At 42.5% G+C, this 17074-nt stretch carries 18 protein-coding genes and 1 riboswitch; of the genes, 4 read left to right on the top strand and 14 right to left on the bottom strand.

The window, feature by feature from the left end; translation table 11 throughout:
* The first annotated feature begins 46 nt into the window (after positions 1–46).
* Positions 47–1075: a DctP family TRAP transporter solute-binding subunit gene (locus ACFQPF_RS01230; RefSeq protein ID WP_379745302.1), complete on the top strand. Its 1029-nt coding sequence runs from the start codon at positions 47–49 to the stop codon at positions 1073–1075.
* Between the two features lie 183 nt (positions 1076–1258).
* The gene (locus ACFQPF_RS01225) at positions 1259–1459 is read left to right on the top strand and encodes a cold-shock protein (RefSeq protein ID WP_094251418.1); all 201 of its coding nucleotides are present in this window, start codon (positions 1259–1261) and stop codon (positions 1457–1459) included.
* 252 nt (positions 1460–1711) lie between these two features.
* Here the strand turns inward: ACFQPF_RS01225 and ACFQPF_RS01220 are convergent, their stop codons facing one another.
* The 5 genes from ACFQPF_RS01220 to ACFQPF_RS01200 form a co-directional block, all read right to left on the bottom strand.
* Positions 1712–2245, bottom strand: a complete 534-nt coding sequence (locus tag ACFQPF_RS01220; RefSeq protein WP_379745299.1) for a hypothetical protein — start codon at positions 2243–2245, stop codon at positions 1712–1714.
* 149 nt (positions 2246–2394) lie between these two features.
* On the bottom strand, positions 2395–3291 hold the full coding sequence (locus tag ACFQPF_RS01215) for a hypothetical protein (protein ID WP_379745296.1): 897 nt from the start codon (positions 3289–3291) through the stop codon (positions 2395–2397).
* 129 nt (positions 3292–3420) lie between these two features.
* A complete protein-coding gene (locus ACFQPF_RS01210; protein WP_379745293.1) occupies positions 3421–4203 on the bottom strand; it encodes a Nif3-like dinuclear metal center hexameric protein in 783 nt (260 codons plus the stop codon).
* Between the two features lie 2 nt (positions 4204–4205).
* The gene (locus ACFQPF_RS01205) at positions 4206–5012 is read right to left on the bottom strand and encodes a phosphotransferase (protein ID WP_379745290.1); all 807 of its coding nucleotides are present in this window, start codon (positions 5010–5012) and stop codon (positions 4206–4208) included.
* Positions 5013–5477, bottom strand: a complete 465-nt coding sequence (locus tag ACFQPF_RS01200) for a GNAT family N-acetyltransferase (RefSeq protein ID WP_379745287.1) — start codon at positions 5475–5477, stop codon at positions 5013–5015. It lies immediately after the preceding gene.
* 179 nt (positions 5478–5656) lie between these two features.
* On the opposite strand from ACFQPF_RS01200, the gene ACFQPF_RS01195 reads away from it, so the two are divergent.
* Positions 5657–6925, top strand: coding sequence for a dicarboxylate/amino acid:cation symporter (locus tag ACFQPF_RS01195; protein WP_379745284.1), 1269 nt, complete (start codon positions 5657–5659; stop codon positions 6923–6925).
* Between the two features lie 64 nt (positions 6926–6989).
* Here the strand turns inward: ACFQPF_RS01195 and ACFQPF_RS01190 are convergent, their stop codons facing one another.
* Positions 6990–7838, bottom strand: coding sequence for an STAS domain-containing protein (locus ACFQPF_RS01190; RefSeq protein ID WP_379745281.1), 849 nt, complete (start codon positions 7836–7838; stop codon positions 6990–6992).
* A 679-nt stretch (positions 7839–8517) separates the two neighbouring features.
* Here ACFQPF_RS01190 and ACFQPF_RS01185 point away from each other — a divergent pair.
* Positions 8518–9009 (top strand): cupin domain-containing protein, encoded by a 492-nt coding sequence (locus tag ACFQPF_RS01185; RefSeq protein ID WP_379745278.1) that lies wholly within the window; start codon positions 8518–8520, stop codon positions 9007–9009.
* A gap of 64 nt (positions 9010–9073) precedes the next feature.
* On the opposite strand, the gene helD is transcribed toward ACFQPF_RS01185, so the two are convergent.
* From helD to ACFQPF_RS01145, 8 genes are all read right to left on the bottom strand, one after another.
* Positions 9074–11404 (bottom strand): RNA polymerase recycling motor HelD, encoded by a 2331-nt coding sequence (gene helD / locus ACFQPF_RS01180; RefSeq protein WP_379745275.1) that lies wholly within the window; start codon positions 11402–11404, stop codon positions 9074–9076.
* 291 nt (positions 11405–11695) lie between these two features.
* Positions 11696–12181, bottom strand: a complete 486-nt coding sequence (locus ACFQPF_RS01175) for an NUDIX hydrolase (RefSeq protein ID WP_379745272.1) — start codon at positions 12179–12181, stop codon at positions 11696–11698.
* A gap of 120 nt (positions 12182–12301) precedes the next feature.
* Entirely contained in the window at positions 12302–12448 is a 147-nt protein-coding gene (locus ACFQPF_RS01170; protein ID WP_379745269.1) for a hypothetical protein, read from the bottom strand.
* Between the two features lie 81 nt (positions 12449–12529).
* On the bottom strand, positions 12530–13942 hold the full coding sequence (locus ACFQPF_RS01165; RefSeq protein WP_379745266.1) for a sensor histidine kinase: 1413 nt from the start codon (positions 13940–13942) through the stop codon (positions 12530–12532).
* Positions 13929–14615, bottom strand: coding sequence for a response regulator transcription factor (locus ACFQPF_RS01160; RefSeq protein ID WP_379745263.1), 687 nt, complete (start codon positions 14613–14615; stop codon positions 13929–13931). Before ACFQPF_RS01160 ends, ACFQPF_RS01165 begins: the two co-directional genes overlap by 14 nt.
* A gap of 78 nt (positions 14616–14693) precedes the next feature.
* Positions 14694–15551, bottom strand: a complete 858-nt coding sequence (locus ACFQPF_RS01155; protein ID WP_379745260.1) for a hypothetical protein — start codon at positions 15549–15551, stop codon at positions 14694–14696.
* A 205-nt stretch (positions 15552–15756) separates the two neighbouring features.
* Entirely contained in the window at positions 15757–15915 is a 159-nt protein-coding gene (locus ACFQPF_RS01150) for a hypothetical protein (RefSeq protein ID WP_379745257.1), read from the bottom strand.
* A 12-nt stretch (positions 15916–15927) separates the two neighbouring features.
* Positions 15928–16749: a MetQ/NlpA family ABC transporter substrate-binding protein gene (locus ACFQPF_RS01145; protein ID WP_379745254.1), complete on the bottom strand. Its 822-nt coding sequence runs from the start codon at positions 16747–16749 to the stop codon at positions 15928–15930.
* Positions 16750–16951: 202 nt separating this feature from the next.
* Positions 16952–17067: riboswitch (SAM riboswitch) on the bottom strand.
* Between the last annotated feature and the right edge of the window lie 7 nt (positions 17068–17074).

Here is a 17074-nt window from a genome sequence, read left to right as displayed (position 1 = left end):
CGTACACTAACACTAACCAAATATAAAAAGTTGAGTGTGATGACACATGAGATACTTTATCGCTGCAAGTGCAGCAACTGTTTTCGGCCTTCTCGCACTGCTGCTGTTTCAGTCTGATGTGGCAAAGAATGAGATTCCATTTGATGATGAGCAGGCAGGATTGAAAAACCAGCTTGTGATCCACTTCAGTCATGTTGTAGCAGAGAATACACCTAAAGGGTTAGCCGCTCAAAAATTTGCTGACATCGTGGAACAGAAAACAGAAGGGCGAATTAAAGTGCTGGTTTACCCGAACAGCGTTCTTTTCAGTGATAGTGAAGAGCTTAACGCGGTTCAAGCCGGAGAAGTACAGATGATTGCCCCGTCATTCTCTAAGCTTGGACAGCTTGAACTGCTGGACCTTCCATTTTTGTTTCGCGATGATGATCATTTGCGCTCTGTATTCACAGGCCCTGCCGGAAAAAATTTGCTCAATCGGGTACAATCACAGGATTTAAAGCCACTGGCTCTTTGGAGCAACGGGTTCAAGCAAGTCACTCATCGCGAGAAACATCTTGTTGCGCCCAATGATTTTAAGAACGAACGAATGCGCATCCAGCCAAGCAGTCTTATTGAACAGCAGTATGAATTACTGGGTGCAAAGCCTGTTCCCCTCTCGTTTAACGATGTGTATCAGTCCCTTGAGTCTCAACAGATTGATGGCCAGGAAAACACAGTGTCCAATTTTTATTCAAAACGCTTTTATAAGCTGCAAAAATTTATGACCATTTCCAACCATGGCATTTTAGGCTATGCTGTATTGATGAATATGGCATTTTGGGAAAAATTAAGCTCCGATGATCAAGCCATTTTATTAGCGGCAATGGAAGAGACGACAAAATGGAACATTGAGCAGGCAAAAAAAATGAACGAAATTCAGCTAGAGAAGTTGAAGACGTCTGGTGAGGTCACTTTTTATGAACTTTCTGGAGCAGAGAAAGAAAAATGGAGAAAGGCGCTTAAAGGTGTCTACAGCAAGGCTGAGCAGGATTACGGATCGGAAATAATCAAAGAAATAAGGAATGCTGGAAAGTAGTACCTGCACAATATTCAAAGTTAACTTGCTTATTCTAAATATTGGTGTTAGTATAAAGAAGAATTATTTTTGTTCGGGTATGTAACAATAATACAAGTGATGAATAGCTTTAATGCTTTCTATTGCGATGAGCAAGAATAGTATTATAACGTGCGATTTCGCACAAAATAGGAGGCAATACACATGGAACACGGAAAAGTTAAGTGGTTCAACGCAGAAAAAGGTTTCGGTTTTATCGAAGTTGAAGGTGGAGACGATGTATTCGTACACTTCTCAGCTATCCAATCTGAAGGCTTCAAGTCTTTAGACGAAGGTCAAGAAGTTACTTTCGAAGTAGAACAAGGTCAACGCGGACCTCAAGCTACTAACGTACAAAAGGTTTAATTTAACCTTTAAAGAGACCAGGCATCCTTTGGGATGCCTGGTTTTTTTGTGTTCATGAAGAGGAGGTGTTGAGGGGTACGGTACTGTGGTACCGTACCCCTCAACACCTCCTCCTGCAAACAATTTTTTATATCTGGAAGTAAATGAAGCAGTTTCACAAGTAAACTCTCGAGATTCACAATTAAAAATCTCACAAATCAATGCCAATCAGGAGCTATAACTTAACCATTTCGATTGTTCAAGGTGTACATATTATACCTCCTCGACAATCTCCCATGAGTGTTTTCTTAATGATCTAAGCAACATTAAGAAGACCATTTCCATCACAACCGCAGCAATGATCAAAATGATAGAAAAGCCGACAAGCCAATCACCCGCCAGATTCATTAGGAATGACTGGGCGATTGTAACTGTAAGCAATACTGATATATAGGCGGTGAATGTTGAACTCACTTTATTTAGTAGATTCTTCTGTCCATAAATTTTAATGATAGAGACGATTATTCTGAAAACATGGAACACAAGAACCAGCTTTAGCAGGCTGAGAGCTGTTCCATAAAGAAGCCAGCTCCCTTCAGCCGTTGTGAATGAAATGCCTTCTGTCTTATTCCAAACAAACACAGACGGAATGGAGAGGAGCATTAGAGCGCCTGAGAGCACTCTCGCCCGCCTGTAGTCCATGTGATTTTTTTCTTTCATCAATAACCCTATACCTTTATAAATCAATAAATAACCAAGTGGATCAGGAAGGATATCGACACCCACGATATGTATTTTTACAAACACTATGAAGAATCCCCAAAAAAGCTTATGAAAGCCTGCACTCATTTTTTCACCTCATCCTATTCGCTCGGCAATCTTTCTTGTTGCGGACTAATTGAATCTGGACTTTTCTACAAGCCGAGTGCATACCTGCGGCTTTAATCTCCAAGCGATTATTTTATGCTGCTTTTTTCTGCCATGATGTTTTGAATGTCTTTTGCATGAAGCTCGGGGGTCATTTGTATGCGGAACTGCCCGTGCACAGTCTCCCCGCGTTCATCGGTTCCCTTCAAATGAATCGCACATTGCACATACACGTTGAGCTTTTTTTCAGGCCGGACGAACATACTGATTGTGTCATTCCTTTTTATCAACACTGGGTATGTCAGCTCTGGTGTCAAGGTTCCTGGAATCTTGCTCCAGTCCGCGTTCAGTGTTTTTGAAAAGTCCTCATAAGAATTGTCCTCTGATCGCTTCCCATTATGAAATTTAACTTGCAGCAGGTTATCTAAAATTGGAAACGTACTGGTTATATCATCAATCTGCAGGTTTTCCGTTGCGAGCATTTCCTGCCCTTCTCGGTTTTGATTGGAACCGCCTCCTACCGGGAACTCGAACGGTGACTTTTTTGGAAATGGACTTACTTTAACCAAACCAATTTCTGCTATTTGTGTTCTTCCGTCACTGAAATATACGGTCATCGTATTGAATTGCCATACGCCATTTTTCACTTTTTCTCTCGGAGGGTCTGGAATTCTCAGCGTGATTGATCTAATGTATTGATGCTGAAATTCATCTACTACCTCATTTTGAGCAATAACTTCTGGGTCCTCTGGTCCGGACAGAGCGATCCCATCAAATTCGACATAATTAATCGTTGATGTATCCTGTTTATTTGCTAAATAATAGAATGTTAAATATTCTCTTTCACCACTATACGTTTCATAATAATGATCCAGAAAGACTGGTTCGTTCATTTGAGCCGCTTCAAAGTATGCATAATTACCAGCCCAAATGCCTACAGCTGCCATGATTGTTATATAAAAATGAAGCGGTTTCCATGTCAGCATAACGTTCCCCCCATGCTAAAATATACCACAAAAAGGAAATCCACACGTAAGAAAGCACGGCTGGGTTCCAGTGCTTTACTCGTGAATCATTCTTTTCGCTTGTACAAGCGCAGCGGTCCGGCTGCTTCTTTAAGATAATTCCATTGTATTAACCTGTTTTCCAAGTTCAAAGTGCGATTCAATAATTTTACAAATTTCCAATTCATGAACTTCTGTTTGAATTTTACGAGCTAATGACTCTACTCCGAAAATTTCAGTGTGTGTATGGCTTCCAGCAATAAGGTTCATTCCTGTAAACTCTGCGTATTGAATGGAATACAATGTCGCTTCCCCCGTGATATACGTGTCGCAGCCGTGCTCTATCGCTATTTTCATATAGTCAGTAGAGTGTCCCGCACCTGTCATCATGCCGATTTTTTTAACAGGACGGGTGCTGTTTTTCCACCATCTAACCTGTTCACCTAATACACCTGACATGCGTTCTACTAGCTGATGAAGTTCTAATGGTACTTGATATTCTCCTGTTCCTGGTATACCGCCATTATTGTAATACGATAAAGTAATCCTGTCGTCCACACCAAGCGCATGCATGAGCGATGTACACGTTCCAAACTTCACATAATCCAGCGGAGAGTGGATGTAATAATGGCTTATGCCGAGTTTCTTCAGTCTGGTTATACAAGCCTCTTTCATTCCATAGATAAAGTCCCAGGCATCATGATGTGTGAGAAGAAAATCTGCGTTTGATTCAGCTGCTTTCTCAATGGTTTCGAATGATAGATTGGTTGCATAAGCGAGCTTCTTCCATTTCTCTTGAGCACAATAAGTGAATCCGTACTCATCGTCGTCAAATAATGGCAGCTCATCCTTAAACAGATTGTTAATGATCCTGTTGAATTCGTTGCTGTTCATTTTCATAGCTCCTCTATCTTTGTCATCAACTTTTGAACAAGTTTATGTAGCTGCCTTTTTTCAAACCCTTCCAAATCTTCACATAGCCTTGCCGCCGCGACAGGCAGTATCCATTTTTTTATCATTTCTTTTGATATAAGACTTTTACTGCAATAATCATGCAGATAAATAGTACTGATAAAACGGCGAATCAACCGCTGAATTATGCCGGATTGCTCGGATAACCCTCCATATTTTAAAAGGATATACGTTCGTGCCGCATCGGCTGCTGGATGTCCGCAGGTTGCATCCATCCAATCAATAATAGTTGGCCGATCCTCACTAATAAGTATGTTATCTGGATGAAAATCACCGTGGCATAGCTGACAACTTTCCGGAAGCTGTTCCAGATACAAGAGAATTCTTTCCTTCTCCACATGCGTAAGCACCCCAGCGTTGTGAATAAGCTGTTCTAGGTGATTCTTCTGTGACGGAAGTGGAAGGTTCGACACATCGTGCATTTCTCTATGAAGCTTGGCCATCAGCTTCATGATGCTCAACATGTTTATTGGCTTTTTGATGAACAAATAGTTTAATGAAATACCTTCTATTCTCTCAAGGACAATAGCCATTCTTCCCTCGATGTCACACAACTCATAAACTGCCGGAACACACAACCCGCTGTTGCTGACCACTTGGCTCGTGTTAAATTCCTTTTTAATATAAGAAGGGTGAATCCGCTCATGAAACACCTTGACCGCTTTGTTACCATACATGTACACCTTGGCTGTGTTGCCAGACCCAATGAGCCGTCCTCTATCAAACTTCAATCAGTTCACTTCCCTATACACAAACTCCCGTTGAATGATGAAGCCGCTTTTTTCATAAAATCGTTTCGCTTTAAGGTTATCACTCCAATAATCGAGCTCGACAGTCGTGATGCCGCGCTCTTTGGCAAGGTCGTCAATGTAATCCAGCAGCTGAGTACCGTACCCCCTGCTTCTTTTTTCACTGTTGATGCTGATCTGATGAATCATCAGCTTATCGTACGCATATTTAAACGCGTTCTCTGGAAAATGACGGAACTCTATCCATGCATAGCCTACTGGCTCTTCTCCAACTTCTATCACAATCATTTTATGAGCTGGCTTTTCAATCAGACTTTCAAAAAAGGTACGAATCTCATTCTCTTTAAACGGCTTAAAGTGAACGGGATTCATTTCGCTGTGTACGTCTTGGACATGCTTGTTCAATGACGCAATCAGTGCCGCGTCCTTTGTCTCTTTAATAATCATGTAACTTTCCCCCTTGTATCTTTTTTACATATACGGTTCTTGGTATGATTTTTCCTTTTTTATTTTCAGACCAAAAAGACCAAAAAGAACAGTATCACCATAATCTAGTTGTTTTCGGAAATGTCAGATAATATGAAGCTATTATTGTAAGCGCTGTCATAATAGAAAGGGGTAGGATTATGAGAATCAATTTCAGAAACTTGACTGTACAGGTCATAATCGGCATTTTGCTTGGAATCGCTGTCGGCTTCGCGTTTCCGGCGTTCGGGACAGAGCTGAAAGTTTTAGCGGATGTATTCATCAAGCTTATTAAAATGGTTATCGCTCCTATCATCTTCTTTACCGTAGTTATCGGCATTGGAAGCATGGGGGATATGAAAAAAGTGGGGAGGATCGGCGGGAAGGCCCTCCTATATTTCGAGATTATCACCACTTTCGCGCTCGCTATCGGTCTGCTTGTCGTTAACCTTGTTCAGCCAGGAAAGGGCTTCGATACGACTGCAGCAAAAGGCGGCGATGTATCAGAGTTCACGAAGCAAGCGGCAGAAACCAGCCATGGTGTCGTTGATTTCCTTGTAAGCATCGTTCCGGAAAACGTTATCGGAGCCCTTGCGTCAGGTCAGCTGCTGCCTATTCTGTTCTTTGCGGTGCTGTTCGGTCTTGCTGCCGCCGCTCTCGGGGAGAAGGCAAAGCCAACGATTGCCATGTTTGAGAACTTGACAGAGATTTTCTTTAAAGTTGTCAACATGATCATGAAGGTGTCACCGATCGCTGCGTTCGGCGCGATGGCGTTCACGATTGGTAAATTCGGTGTCGGATCACTCTTATCATTAGGCCAATTGATGGCTTCTGTTTATATCACCATGTTTCTCTTTATTGTTCTCGTTCTTGGAGGAGTGGCCAAATATTACGGGTTCAGCATCTTTAAATTTATCGCTTATATTAAAGAAGAAGTGCTGCTTGTTCTAGGTACGTCTTCATCAGAATCTGCGCTTCCAAAAATGATGGAAAAGCTGGAGAAGTACGGCTGTTCGAAGTCAGTTGTCGGTCTAGTTGTGCCAACGGGCTATTCGTTTAACCTTGACGGAACATCCATCTACTTGTCCATGGCAGCCATGTTCATTGCGCAGGCTTACGGCATCGACTTAACGATCTGGCAGCAGCTCACATTGCTCGGTATCTTGATGCTGACAAGTAAAGGGGCGGCTGGAATCACCGGTTCTGGCTTCATCACCCTTGCCGCTACATTAGCCGCATTTCCGATGATACCTGTTGAAGGAATGGCATTATTGATCGGTGTGGACCGTTTCATGTCTGAGGCTCGTGCAATTACAAATCTAATTGGGAACGGCGTAGCAACGGTTGTTGTTTCCAAAAGTGAAAATGAATTTCATCCGAACGAGTATTCGATGCTTGTTGAGAATCAGCGTTATCCGATAGCAAAGTAAATAAGAAGGGCGATAAGCAGCATCCTGCTTATCGCCCTTTTTTTGGTCAAATGAATAGTTGCCATTATTGTCTTGTATTAATGCCCATTTTCTCCAGCGCATTTTTCAATGTCGCATGTGTTTCTACGTTATCGAAATTAATCCCCAGCTGAACCGATGCAATGGCGAATGCTGGATTAATGCCTGAGATCATCGACGTAACACCTAACAGCTCCAGCGTTTGAATGAGATGAAACAGCTGATTGGCAACCATCGTGTCAACGACCGGCACACCAGAAAGATCAATAGAAAGATGAGTGATCTGCTGCTTCATGCATTGAGCCGGAATCACCTCGATAATGGTTTTTGCCCGTTTTGTATCAATATCCCCAACAAGTGGAAGAACCGCTATCGAGTCCGTTATTGGTATGATCGGAGCACTAAGTTCCTGAATAAGCTCTTGCTGAGCCTCCAGCTTTGCCATCGTGTATTGATAGTAATATTCAGCAAACTTTACACTCAAATGGTCAAACGCTCTATTAATGATGCCCGTTGATTTCACGATTTGCTCTTTCGTGATATCTGGCTGGCTATCAAAAAATTCTTCCATGTAATCCACAAAAATTTCTCTGAACTCGCAGACAGAATCGAGAACTTCAAAGATAGGCGTGTCTGATTCCGCACGGCTTTTGGCGACCATTTTGGCCCAGCGTTCGCTGTTCTCCTTATAGATCGACTTATCTTCAAACAAAATGCTAATAACAGTCTTGATCGTTAAACCATTCTGCTCTCTCAATAGTTCGTTTACTTTTTCGTTCTGTGTGCTTGAATAAATAGAGTTGCCTCTTGGAATTCTTGACTGAAGCCATTTTTCAGTAATATCACACGCCTTTTGCTCTAAAAAATCTATAAGCTGATCATTAAATGAAGTCATGTTGTCCCCTTCTTTTCTTATACATTCTATGAACAAAAATCATATCCTTAATTATACTGACAGTTTTTTGGCAGGACAAGTTTTTGAGCAGAAGAAAAACCTTCCACCGAAAAAAGTAGAAGGTCTTTATGAATGGGTTGTTTATAGTTGAGTCCGCTGTTCTTTTTGCAATTTAGAGATGGCAACCAAAAGCAAGTACCTTTCTTTATGAGTCAAGCGCAGCCAGTCCTTCACTTTGTAAACCATGCAGGCTTCCTCCTTTGTTTAAAGGTTTTATTGGTACAGCAATTTATGGTTAAATTTAGGTACTTTAACTTTACCACCGTAAACCGGTTTACAAACATTTAAACCCGAAAATTCGTTCGTGTTCTTTCTACATCACGATGTTCTTATTGTCGAAGATTGTCGGTTTTGTACATTAGAAGAGTGGGGTAGGTTATTTATTAATAGCTCTTTTCGTAGAGATTGTCGCTAATGACTGAACGACGATGAGAAGCATTAAAATGCTGAAATCTTGCCCCTTCACCTTCTGCTGGTCGGGGCTAAACGAGCCCACCCGTGCTTTTCCCCATACCCCCTCTGGATAAGCGTGCACCTGTAACGGAGATCAACCTCTTTTCGAATTCTAAAAGAAACAATGTTTACGAAAACAGCCTTATAAAAAGAAAGGGGGATTTTCATGAATATCGTGGCACAATACTTTGAAGATGATGGATCTATTCCGAACAGTCCTTTTTTTCAAACGTTGATTTATGAAGGTGCTTTAAACGGCAATGAACAGGAAACGGAGAAGGTGTTTAACGAGAACGGCTGGCTGAACAGCTGGCAAAACGGAGTCTTTGATTACCATCATTATCACAGCAATACTCATGAAGTGCTTGGAGTAATCTCTGGATCAGCACAGTTGCAGCTTGGCGGAGAAGAAGGGAAAGTGTTCTTGGTGAAAACCGGAGATGTTATCATCCTTCCAGCCGGTACTGGACATAAGAAAATAGCCTCATCATCCGATTTTAAAGTTGTCGGCGCCTATCCAGGCGGTTCAGATTATGATACAAGAACGGGTGAAATTGGCGAACGGCCAGAAGTGATGGAAAACATTAAGCAAACGAAAATTCCGGCATCTGATCCGGTATTTGGTATCTCAGGACCACTGTTTAATTATTGGAAATAAACAAAAGCCGTGGTCCGGTACCTTGTTCACCATAAGGTACCGGACCACGGCTAATTCCGGCTGGTTAGCCTCTTTCTTCTTTTAAATAACAACCCTCAGGGACGCTACCTATAAAAGGGTTGATCTCGCCTAGAACATACAGCTGTAAATCATGCATAGCGCGTGTGCATACGGTATAAAACAGCTTGCGATCCGATTCTGCGCCATAACTCTGAATTGATGCGTCATAAAGGATGACCGCATCGAATTCAATTCCTTTGGCTAAATAAGAAGGTATCACAACGATGCCTTTTTCATACGCTACCTCTTCATCCGCCATCAGCTTTACTCTAAGCTTCCCCTTTAGCTCCTCATAGACTTGCTGGCTTTCACTGACCGTTTTACAGATGATGGCAATATTTTGATACCCATTACGCTCATAAACACCTGCTTTTCCGATGATATCCTCATGAAGTTGATCCTTGCTGTAGACACGTGTTACACAAGGCAGTGTGCCATCCCGATTAAAAGGTATGATTCCCTCACCATCTTTTAGAAGATGTTTGGTGAACTCTACAATTGGCTTGGTTGAACGATAGCTTCTCGATAACCTTACCCGTTCAATCTTACGAGAATCAAATAGCTGGCTCAAATGATCAAACGCGTTCTCGGGCGAATGAACATAGATGGATTGGTTTAAGTCACCAAGCACCGTCCATCTCGCGCGCGGAAAAATCCGCTTAATGAATGCGAACTGAAACGGTGAATAGTCCTGCGCCTCATCGATGAACACATGCTTCACCATTGTGTTCGTCTGAAAGCCTTCTATTCGTTCTTTTAAGAATAAAAAAGGCGTCGCATCCGCATAAGACAGCTTGTTTTCTGCGAGATCCGCTTTTGAATGATGTGCGATGTTATGCCATTCATCGCCCATTTCGTGCGGCACTTTCTCCAGCAGATTGCGATATAATGCTTTCACGTTCACATAACGAAGCTGCTGAATTTTATTTCTCAGCGGCTTAATCGCTTTTCGGACGATTACGGCGGAAAGCTCTTCTTCCTCACGATTCAAATCGTTGAACGTGTCTTTGGAATACTGTTTCTTCTTGCGCAGTTTATGATACAGCTTCGTATACACGCTTTCATCCAAATAATGAAGCTGTTCTTTCACCCATTCTTCTTTCCGTTCTTTTTTCTCAAACTCCCGGACTGCTTTTTGTATCCATTCGGTAACCAGCTTCAGGCGGTTTGGTATGGACATGTTCTCATCAAACGAATAAAAGTAATGAGTGATTTCTTCTGCAGATACGATAGGCCGCCCTCGGAAGTGAATGCCGCGAAACACCATGTCGCTTTTCTTTAACGATTCTAAGTACTGTTCGATGCTCTCTAAAAAAGAAAGAGACGCCTTGTACCGGACCCCGGCTAGTTCGTTTTCATATCCATCGTTGTTTTGAGTGGAGAGCATATGCTCCATCTGCTGAAGCGGCGTTTCAATGTCAAAGTCGCTGCCCAAATGGTGCTCGATATAGGCTTGAAACGTTGTCTGTGCCATGTTCTCTTCACCAAGCTCTGGCAGCACATTTGCCACGTACGTATTAAACATCGCATTTGGCGAAAAAAGAAGGATTTCACTCGCATTCAAGGATTCACGGTATTTATACAGCAAATACGCCACTCGCTGCAGTGCGGCTGATGTCTTGCCGCAGCCGGCAGCTCCTTGTACAATCATTAATTCACCGCTTGTTTTGCGGATAATTTCGTTCTGTTCCTTCTGAATGGTCGCGACGATGCTTTTCATCTGGGCGTTCGCTTCGTTTCCGAGGACCTCCTGCAGCAGTTCGTCTCCGATCGTCACCCCTGTATCAAACATGCTTTTAATTTTTCCGCCGCGAATAATATACTGCCGCTTCAGCTTCATCTCGCCTTCTACTTCTCCGCCAGGTGCCGTATACGATGCCGTCCCAAGACCGTGGTCGTAATACAGGCTCGAGATCGGCGCGCGCCAATCATAGATTAGAAAGTCATTTGTTTCTTCATCATAAAAAGAAGCGATGCCTAAGTAGATGTTGTCAGCAGCTGTTTCGTTTTCTTCTTTAAAATCAATTCTACCGAAGTAAGGAGAATTTTTGAGTTTTTCGTACGTTTTCATTTGCTGTGAGGCACCCTGATGACTTCGCTCAATCTCGGATAATAGCTCCGCCTGCTGACGGATGCTTGCTGCCGTCTCAGCCGCTTCCGCAGCATCCTCAAAGTTAACCGTTACGTCTTCCCAAAAATTTTTCCGTATCTCAACGACCTCTCCCTTCTTGCCTCCAAGCAATTGATCGATGGTGTTCATTTTTTTATTAATTTTAGAGGAAAGATGATCGACTCGCTGCTGTTCGTCCAGCCATTCCTTTTCCCATGTATCCATATTCGCTCTCATCCCCCATTCTTAACGTTCCAAGTATGAAGAATCATTGTAAGGTATTTACCTCCACTTTCAAAACAAAATACTCTGGATAAATAAAGAAACTTGGCTGAAGCCAAGTCTGTAAGTCAGCCTAAGTTGACTTTATACTTTATTCTTATACTGTTTGACTAGGTTATAAATCATCACAGATAAAGTGACAAAAAAGAGATTCTATAGAAGTCTCTCCTGTCGTAACGTATTGACGATAGTCGAGTGCTTTCCTTTTTCATCAGTCAATGAACTCTCTTCATTTTACCGCAGCGCACAGTCTAATATTCCTTGATAAACAACGTGCCAGTTTCGATAATATAGGGAAACTTCTGTAGGGTCGATTAATTTGCGCTGAACAGATTCGTGTTTACCCTCAAATGGAAGCCATTCTTTGATATCCATTTTATAGAACACTTGATAGCCTATTTTAGGATATCGGCTGTTTTCTGTCCAAGCTGGGTTTTCACTATGATCAACCGTTATGTATCCCAATAATTCACAATCACCTGCTACATAGCCTTCTTCTAAAGCCTCCCGTTTAAAGCAATCAACTGGACGCTCTCCAGGTTCCATATGTCCGCCAGGAAAATCCCAGCCTCTATCACATAAATTCACTAATAAAAGCTTATTCTCTTTAACACAAAAGCCATGGGCACTTGTTATGAAATCATTGGCAGGGAGAAGACTCGTTTCTTCCCAAGTCAATTTCACTCTTGATTCTCCCCAATTCACAAAGGCCGTTGTCAATAAATTCACACTCCCGTATCGGCGGTTTCCATCTCTCTCATTATATACGGAAAGGTTTTTTTTGGAAATATTCTATTTGGACAGCAATGAAAAAAACCTGGCGTTTGCCAGGTTTTCAGGTTAATTTGGGTTTAAAAATGTAGTAGTGTATTCCGGTTTCTTCGCCTCATCCTTTATTGGCGGTTTCGCGATCATTGCGGCAGTCTGAATCGGCAAGACGACTTCTGGCTTTTTCGATAGAGGCTCATTATGAATGCTCGTATGCATAACCATCCCTCCTTACCAGTTTTATAGTGACTATACCCTGGTCCTGTTAGCGCGAAACTTATTATTTTAAAAAAGTTTTCATCACCTTGGTAATCGTAGTCGAAATACCGTTTTCCCTTGCACGCTGCTGTGCAGAACTAATTGTCCGCCTATTGCTGAAGCGAGCAGTTTGCTGAAGGGAAGCCCAAGACCAAGTCCTCGCACCTTGTATTTCTTTTCATTCCCTCGGTAAAAACGCTCAAAAATCATGTCCTGTTCTTCTTCTGGAATGCCGCAGCCATAATCAGTAACTTCTATGGTAAACTGTTTATCAATTACAGCAAGCCTCACCGTGATATCGGTGTTCTGATCACTCGCATGCTTAGCATTGTTTAGGAGATTGACGATAATCTGCTGCAAGCGGAGTGAATCGGTTCTTATACTAGCAGAAGCATTGATCTCTGAGACTAGTGAGATTTTTACGCGGTGAACAAGCTCCCATTGGTGAACAATTTCTTTCAGCAGGTGTAATACATTATGCTGCTCTAGCTTGACAGGTACAGCGTTGGCTGTGAAAGAATTAAAGTCCAGAAGATCCTCGACCATCTTTTCCATTTTTTCTGTCTCTGCTAAGGAAGCGGCTATAAATTCGTCCATCTCTTTTCCTTCCACGACGCCGTCCCTTATGGCCTGCAGCAGGCCGCTGACAGCGGTGACAGGCGTCTTCAGCTCGTGGGTGACTCCTGCAAGAAGCTCAGCACGCAATGATTCGAGCTGCTGCAGCTTTTCCGCCATGTCTCGGAATCCTTGAACGAGTTCATACACTTCTCTCTCTTTCACATCTTCCGGAAGAGAAAAGCTGTAGTTTCCATCACGAATACGTGAAGCCGCGTTAGCGACCTTCTGTATTGGCAGAGAGATCTTGCGTGAAAAATAATAGATGGCAATCCATCCTAATAATGCCAGTGAACATAGCATGACTGCCAGAAGACGAAATTCTTGGTTAACCCTCGTTAGTTCTTCTTTAGACTGTGTGATTAGAACATATCCTATTTTGTTGCCTAGATCTGTAACAATTGGTGTTTTCACCATGAACACGTCTGCATCATCAGACTTTATCTCCTGCACCGACTCTTTATTTTTCAAGATATAAGATGGAAGCCTTCCTTGCCGCTTAAACTCGTGCCTACGCTTATTGGAAAAGAGGACCTCTCCCTCATTATTCACGACGAAAATGGCAGGTGGTTTATCTAGCTCACCTAGAAACCTCTCGCGGTCTTTTATAAGACCGGGCAATCCCCCGCGCCGCTCATAGCGGCCTTCCTGTTGGCTCACGGCAGATAAGGCAATATCCTCAGCCATAAATTTAAACAGCTCCAGCCGGTTCTCAATGGCAGCATGGCGAATCCATAATGCAGCAATCGTCCCAATAACAATAAGACCGATGCAAAGGATGGCAAAATAGCGAGTAGTCCAGAACCTTAAGAGTGTCGTTCGGCTGTTATTTCTTAACATGGAATTGATACCCCACTCCCCGGAATGTTTTAATCTCACCATCTTCTGCCGGCCAATTCTCCAGCAATTTTCGAATGCGTTTAATGGATAGATCCACCGCCCGGTCACTTCCAAAGTAATCGAGACCCCACACTTGCTGTATTAAAACGTCGCGTGTAAACGTACGGTTCGGATGCTTTGCCAAATAGAGAAGTAATGACAGATCCCGTGGGGTCATTTCAATCGAGATGCCGTTGAGGTAAACTTCATGTGAACGCCAGTCAATCAGCAGCCTGCCGAATTTTGCCTTCTCCTCTTCCATCCGTCTTGACTGCTCTGTGCGCCGCAGCACTGCATGAACTCTTGCCACTACTTCTTCACCGATGAATGGTTTGGCGATGTAGTCGTCCGCACCTCCGTTCAAACCTGCGAGCCTGGAAGACACATCACTGAGTGCAGTGAGCATGATAACTGGGCATGTGCTGTGTTCTCTAATTCTTTTGAGCACTCGCCATCCGTCTAGCTCGGGCATCATCACATCAAGAATTGCGAGGGAGGGTTCTGACTGGTGAAAACAGCTAATCGCGCTTTGCCCGTCAAACGCTTGTACCACCCGATAACCTGCATTTTGCAAATAAGCTTTTAGTACAGCACTGATTGATACTTCGTCTTCTGCAACCAATATGGTTTTCATCCGAGCTCACTCCTTACCGTTCATTGTAAAATAAAAACCCCGATATCGATACCGGGGTTCATCGTTTTGCACGTTTAATTAGATTCCAGCTTCTGAAAATGCTCCTTCGTCACTGAGGGTTTCGCCAGCAGGCCCGCCTCTGAGTTTATGATCATTGTTTCCGTACTTTTCAAACCCTTTCATATGAAAGAAATTCCGATTCTTCTCTTGAAAAAGGTCAAGCTTTTCCAGTTCATCTGGGTGTTTGACAGCCATTTCACGCACAATCTCTTCTAATGTTTTGTTTTTGGCTGTTATATCCAGTTTATCAGCTAAACTAAGGATCTGCTTTCGGCGAATTTCTTGAACAATTTCGTGCGTTTCTTTATTCGATGAAGAGATGCCGAGTTCCTTTGCTTTTTTTGAGATCTTTGCTTCGCGGACCTCTTTAGCAAGCACTCTTATTTCTTTTCCTTCTGTTTTAATGTTCAGCTTCTTGGCTTCACTTTTCATTGTGGCAGTCCTTACATCTTCCGCTAATTGGCGGAAATTTTTGTCATCAATGCTCACACCAAGCTTTTGAGCTTCCTTTTTCAATTCGGCTTGTATAATTTCTCTCGATATTTCTCGGAAGCTTTTTCCATCAATCGTGACGTTATTTTCTTTTGCCCGCTTCTTCAGTTCCGTTTCTCGAACCTCTCGAGAAATTTCTTCTGTTTCTTTACCTGAAGTACTGATACCTAGCATCTTTGCTTTTGCTTTAATGATGGCTGGATCCAATTTATAACCATGCCCGCTATGGTGATGCCGTTTTTTATTGAAGTGTTCAGCTGCATTTTCTCTAATGTCTTTTTTTGAATTATCATGGTCCGTTGCCGCAAGTACCGGCACCGCTCCAATTAAACCGAGTGAAAGCATGCCCGCTGCGACATATGTTGATTTTTTTGATTTAAACATCTTTCATTCCTCCTGTTATATGGTGAATTTTACAGGCAATAGTTCGTCCCGCATTAATAATGTATCCCACCAATATGTCAGGTCGATGTCAGAAGAAAAATTAAGTATATTAAAAACAAAAAAATCGGGGTCCGGTACCAATGAAGAAAATCGGCGTGATTGCCCCTTTTCTTTGTGATGGTACCGGACCCCGAAATAATTCTTGTTAGATTCGCTTGCTCACTCTTTTTTGATAGAGTTTGCGTTTGGTTTTGTGGTTAGCAGCTTGTGAAGCGGCATCTGCCATGACCTTCTTTAAATAAGGACTCAGTTCAACGTCCTCTGTCATAACTTTTCTTTGCCAAGAAAGGTGATCTTTATCCAATGTTCTATCTCCTTATTTGCTGACTGGCAAGACGGACCCTTTGTATTCTTTGTTGATGAATTCGGCAATATCTTCAGACTGCAGCACTTTTACAAGTGTTTTGATTCCCTCCTTCTTCTCATCTCCTTTGTTGACTGTGATGATGTTTGCGAACGGTGAATCCGGTCCTTCTAAAGCAATAGAATCTTTCTTTGGATTTAGACCAGCGTCAATAGCATAGTTCGTGTTAATGACGACCGCGTCGCCTTCTTTGTATTCAAATGCTTTTGTAAGAAGGCCTGGTTCGATGTCTGCTTTGAATTTCAGGTTCTTTGGGTTATCTGTGATGTCGCTAAGCTGCGCTTCATATCCTTTGCCTTCTTTTAGTTTGATTCCCCCTTCTTTTTCGAAGATAGATAGGATGCGCCCATGTTCCGCTACTGAGTTGCTAAGAATAACCAGCGCTCCATCCGGAAGCTCCTTCAATGACTTATATTTGTGGGAGTACACACCCATTGGTTCAATATGTACAGGGCCAGCATCTACAAAGTCATATTCTTCATTTTCCTTTAACTGCTGATTTAAATAAGGAATATGCTGAAAATAGTTGGCGTCAATTTCTTTTTCGTGAAGCGCCTTGTTCGGTAGGATGTAGTCTTGGAAAGTAACAATTTTCAAATCAATGCCCTTATCCTTTAGCAATGGTTTTGCTTCTTCTAAAATTTCTGCATGCGGTACGTTGGATGCTCCTACAGTAAGTTTGGTTGTTTTTTCTGATCCACTTGTTGCATCAGAACAAGCTGTCAATCCTAGTGCAAGTGCCCCTATTGCCAAACCTTTTAATATCTTTTTCATTTTTATTGCCCCCTAAATTCTCTTTAATGGTTTTTCTGACAAACCTTTAGCTCTGAAGTGACTTCGGGCTGAACCTTTTTCACTCCGGAATTTTGCACCCTCCTGTACTTTTGACAATTACTCTTTAAGAGGCGGAAAACATGACAAAAACCCTCTGTCTTTACATTAAGAGACAGAGGGTTTCAGTAGACATCCGATTATCCTCTCATCTCTCAGCTTTTGCTGTTAGATTTAGCACCGTTTTCATGGCTGGCTATTCAGCATGAATGGTTGCCGGGCTTCATAGGGCTAATTCCCTCCGCCTGCTCTTAATAAGAGTGTATTC

The sequence above is a fragment of the Fictibacillus iocasae genome, from assembly GCF_042665465.1.
Taxonomy (GTDB): domain Bacteria; phylum Bacillota; class Bacilli; order Bacillales; family Fictibacillaceae; genus Fictibacillus; species Fictibacillus iocasae.
The sequence above is the reverse complement of the archived record's forward strand: the minus strand, read 5'-3'. Positions and strand labels throughout refer to the sequence as shown.

Excerpts from the sequence above, each read along its gene's own strand:
- ACFQPF_RS01200 (WP_379745287.1), bottom strand. The coding sequence starts at position 5,477 with ATGATTATTAAAGAGACAAAGGACGCGGCACTGATTGCGTCATTGAAC.
- ACFQPF_RS01230 (WP_379745302.1), top strand. The coding sequence starts at position 47 with ATGAGATACTTTATCGCTGCAAGTGCAGCAACTGTTTTCGGCCTTCTC.
- ACFQPF_RS01165 (WP_379745266.1), bottom strand. The coding sequence starts at position 13,942 with ATGTTAAGAAATAACAGCCGAACGACACTCTTAAGGTTCTGGACTACT.
- ACFQPF_RS01225 (WP_094251418.1), top strand. The coding sequence starts at position 1,259 with ATGGAACACGGAAAAGTTAAGTGGTTCAACGCAGAAAAAGGTTTCGGT.
- ACFQPF_RS01145 (WP_379745254.1), bottom strand. The coding sequence starts at position 16,749 with ATGAAAAAGATATTAAAAGGTTTGGCAATAGGGGCACTTGCACTAGGA.
- ACFQPF_RS01160 (WP_379745263.1), bottom strand. The coding sequence starts at position 14,615 with ATGAAAACCATATTGGTTGCAGAAGACGAAGTATCAATCAGTGCTGTA.
- helD (WP_379745275.1), bottom strand. The coding sequence starts at position 11,404 with ATGGATACATGGGAAAAGGAATGGCTGGACGAACAGCAGCGAGTCGAT.
- ACFQPF_RS01155 (WP_379745260.1), bottom strand. The coding sequence starts at position 15,551 with ATGTTTAAATCAAAAAAATCAACATATGTCGCAGCGGGCATGCTTTCA.
- ACFQPF_RS01190 (WP_379745281.1), bottom strand. The coding sequence starts at position 7,838 with ATGACTTCATTTAATGATCAGCTTATAGATTTTTTAGAGCAAAAGGCG.
- ACFQPF_RS01195 (WP_379745284.1), top strand. The coding sequence starts at position 5,657 with ATGAGAATCAATTTCAGAAACTTGACTGTACAGGTCATAATCGGCATT.
- ACFQPF_RS01215 (WP_379745296.1), bottom strand. The coding sequence starts at position 3,291 with ATGCTGACATGGAAACCGCTTCATTTTTATATAACAATCATGGCAGCT.
- ACFQPF_RS01210 (WP_379745293.1), bottom strand. The coding sequence starts at position 4,203 with ATGAACAGCAACGAATTCAACAGGATCATTAACAATCTGTTTAAGGAT.
- ACFQPF_RS01185 (WP_379745278.1), top strand. The coding sequence starts at position 8,518 with ATGAATATCGTGGCACAATACTTTGAAGATGATGGATCTATTCCGAAC.
- ACFQPF_RS01170 (WP_379745269.1), bottom strand. The coding sequence starts at position 12,448 with ATGCATACGAGCATTCATAATGAGCCTCTATCGAAAAAGCCAGAAGTC.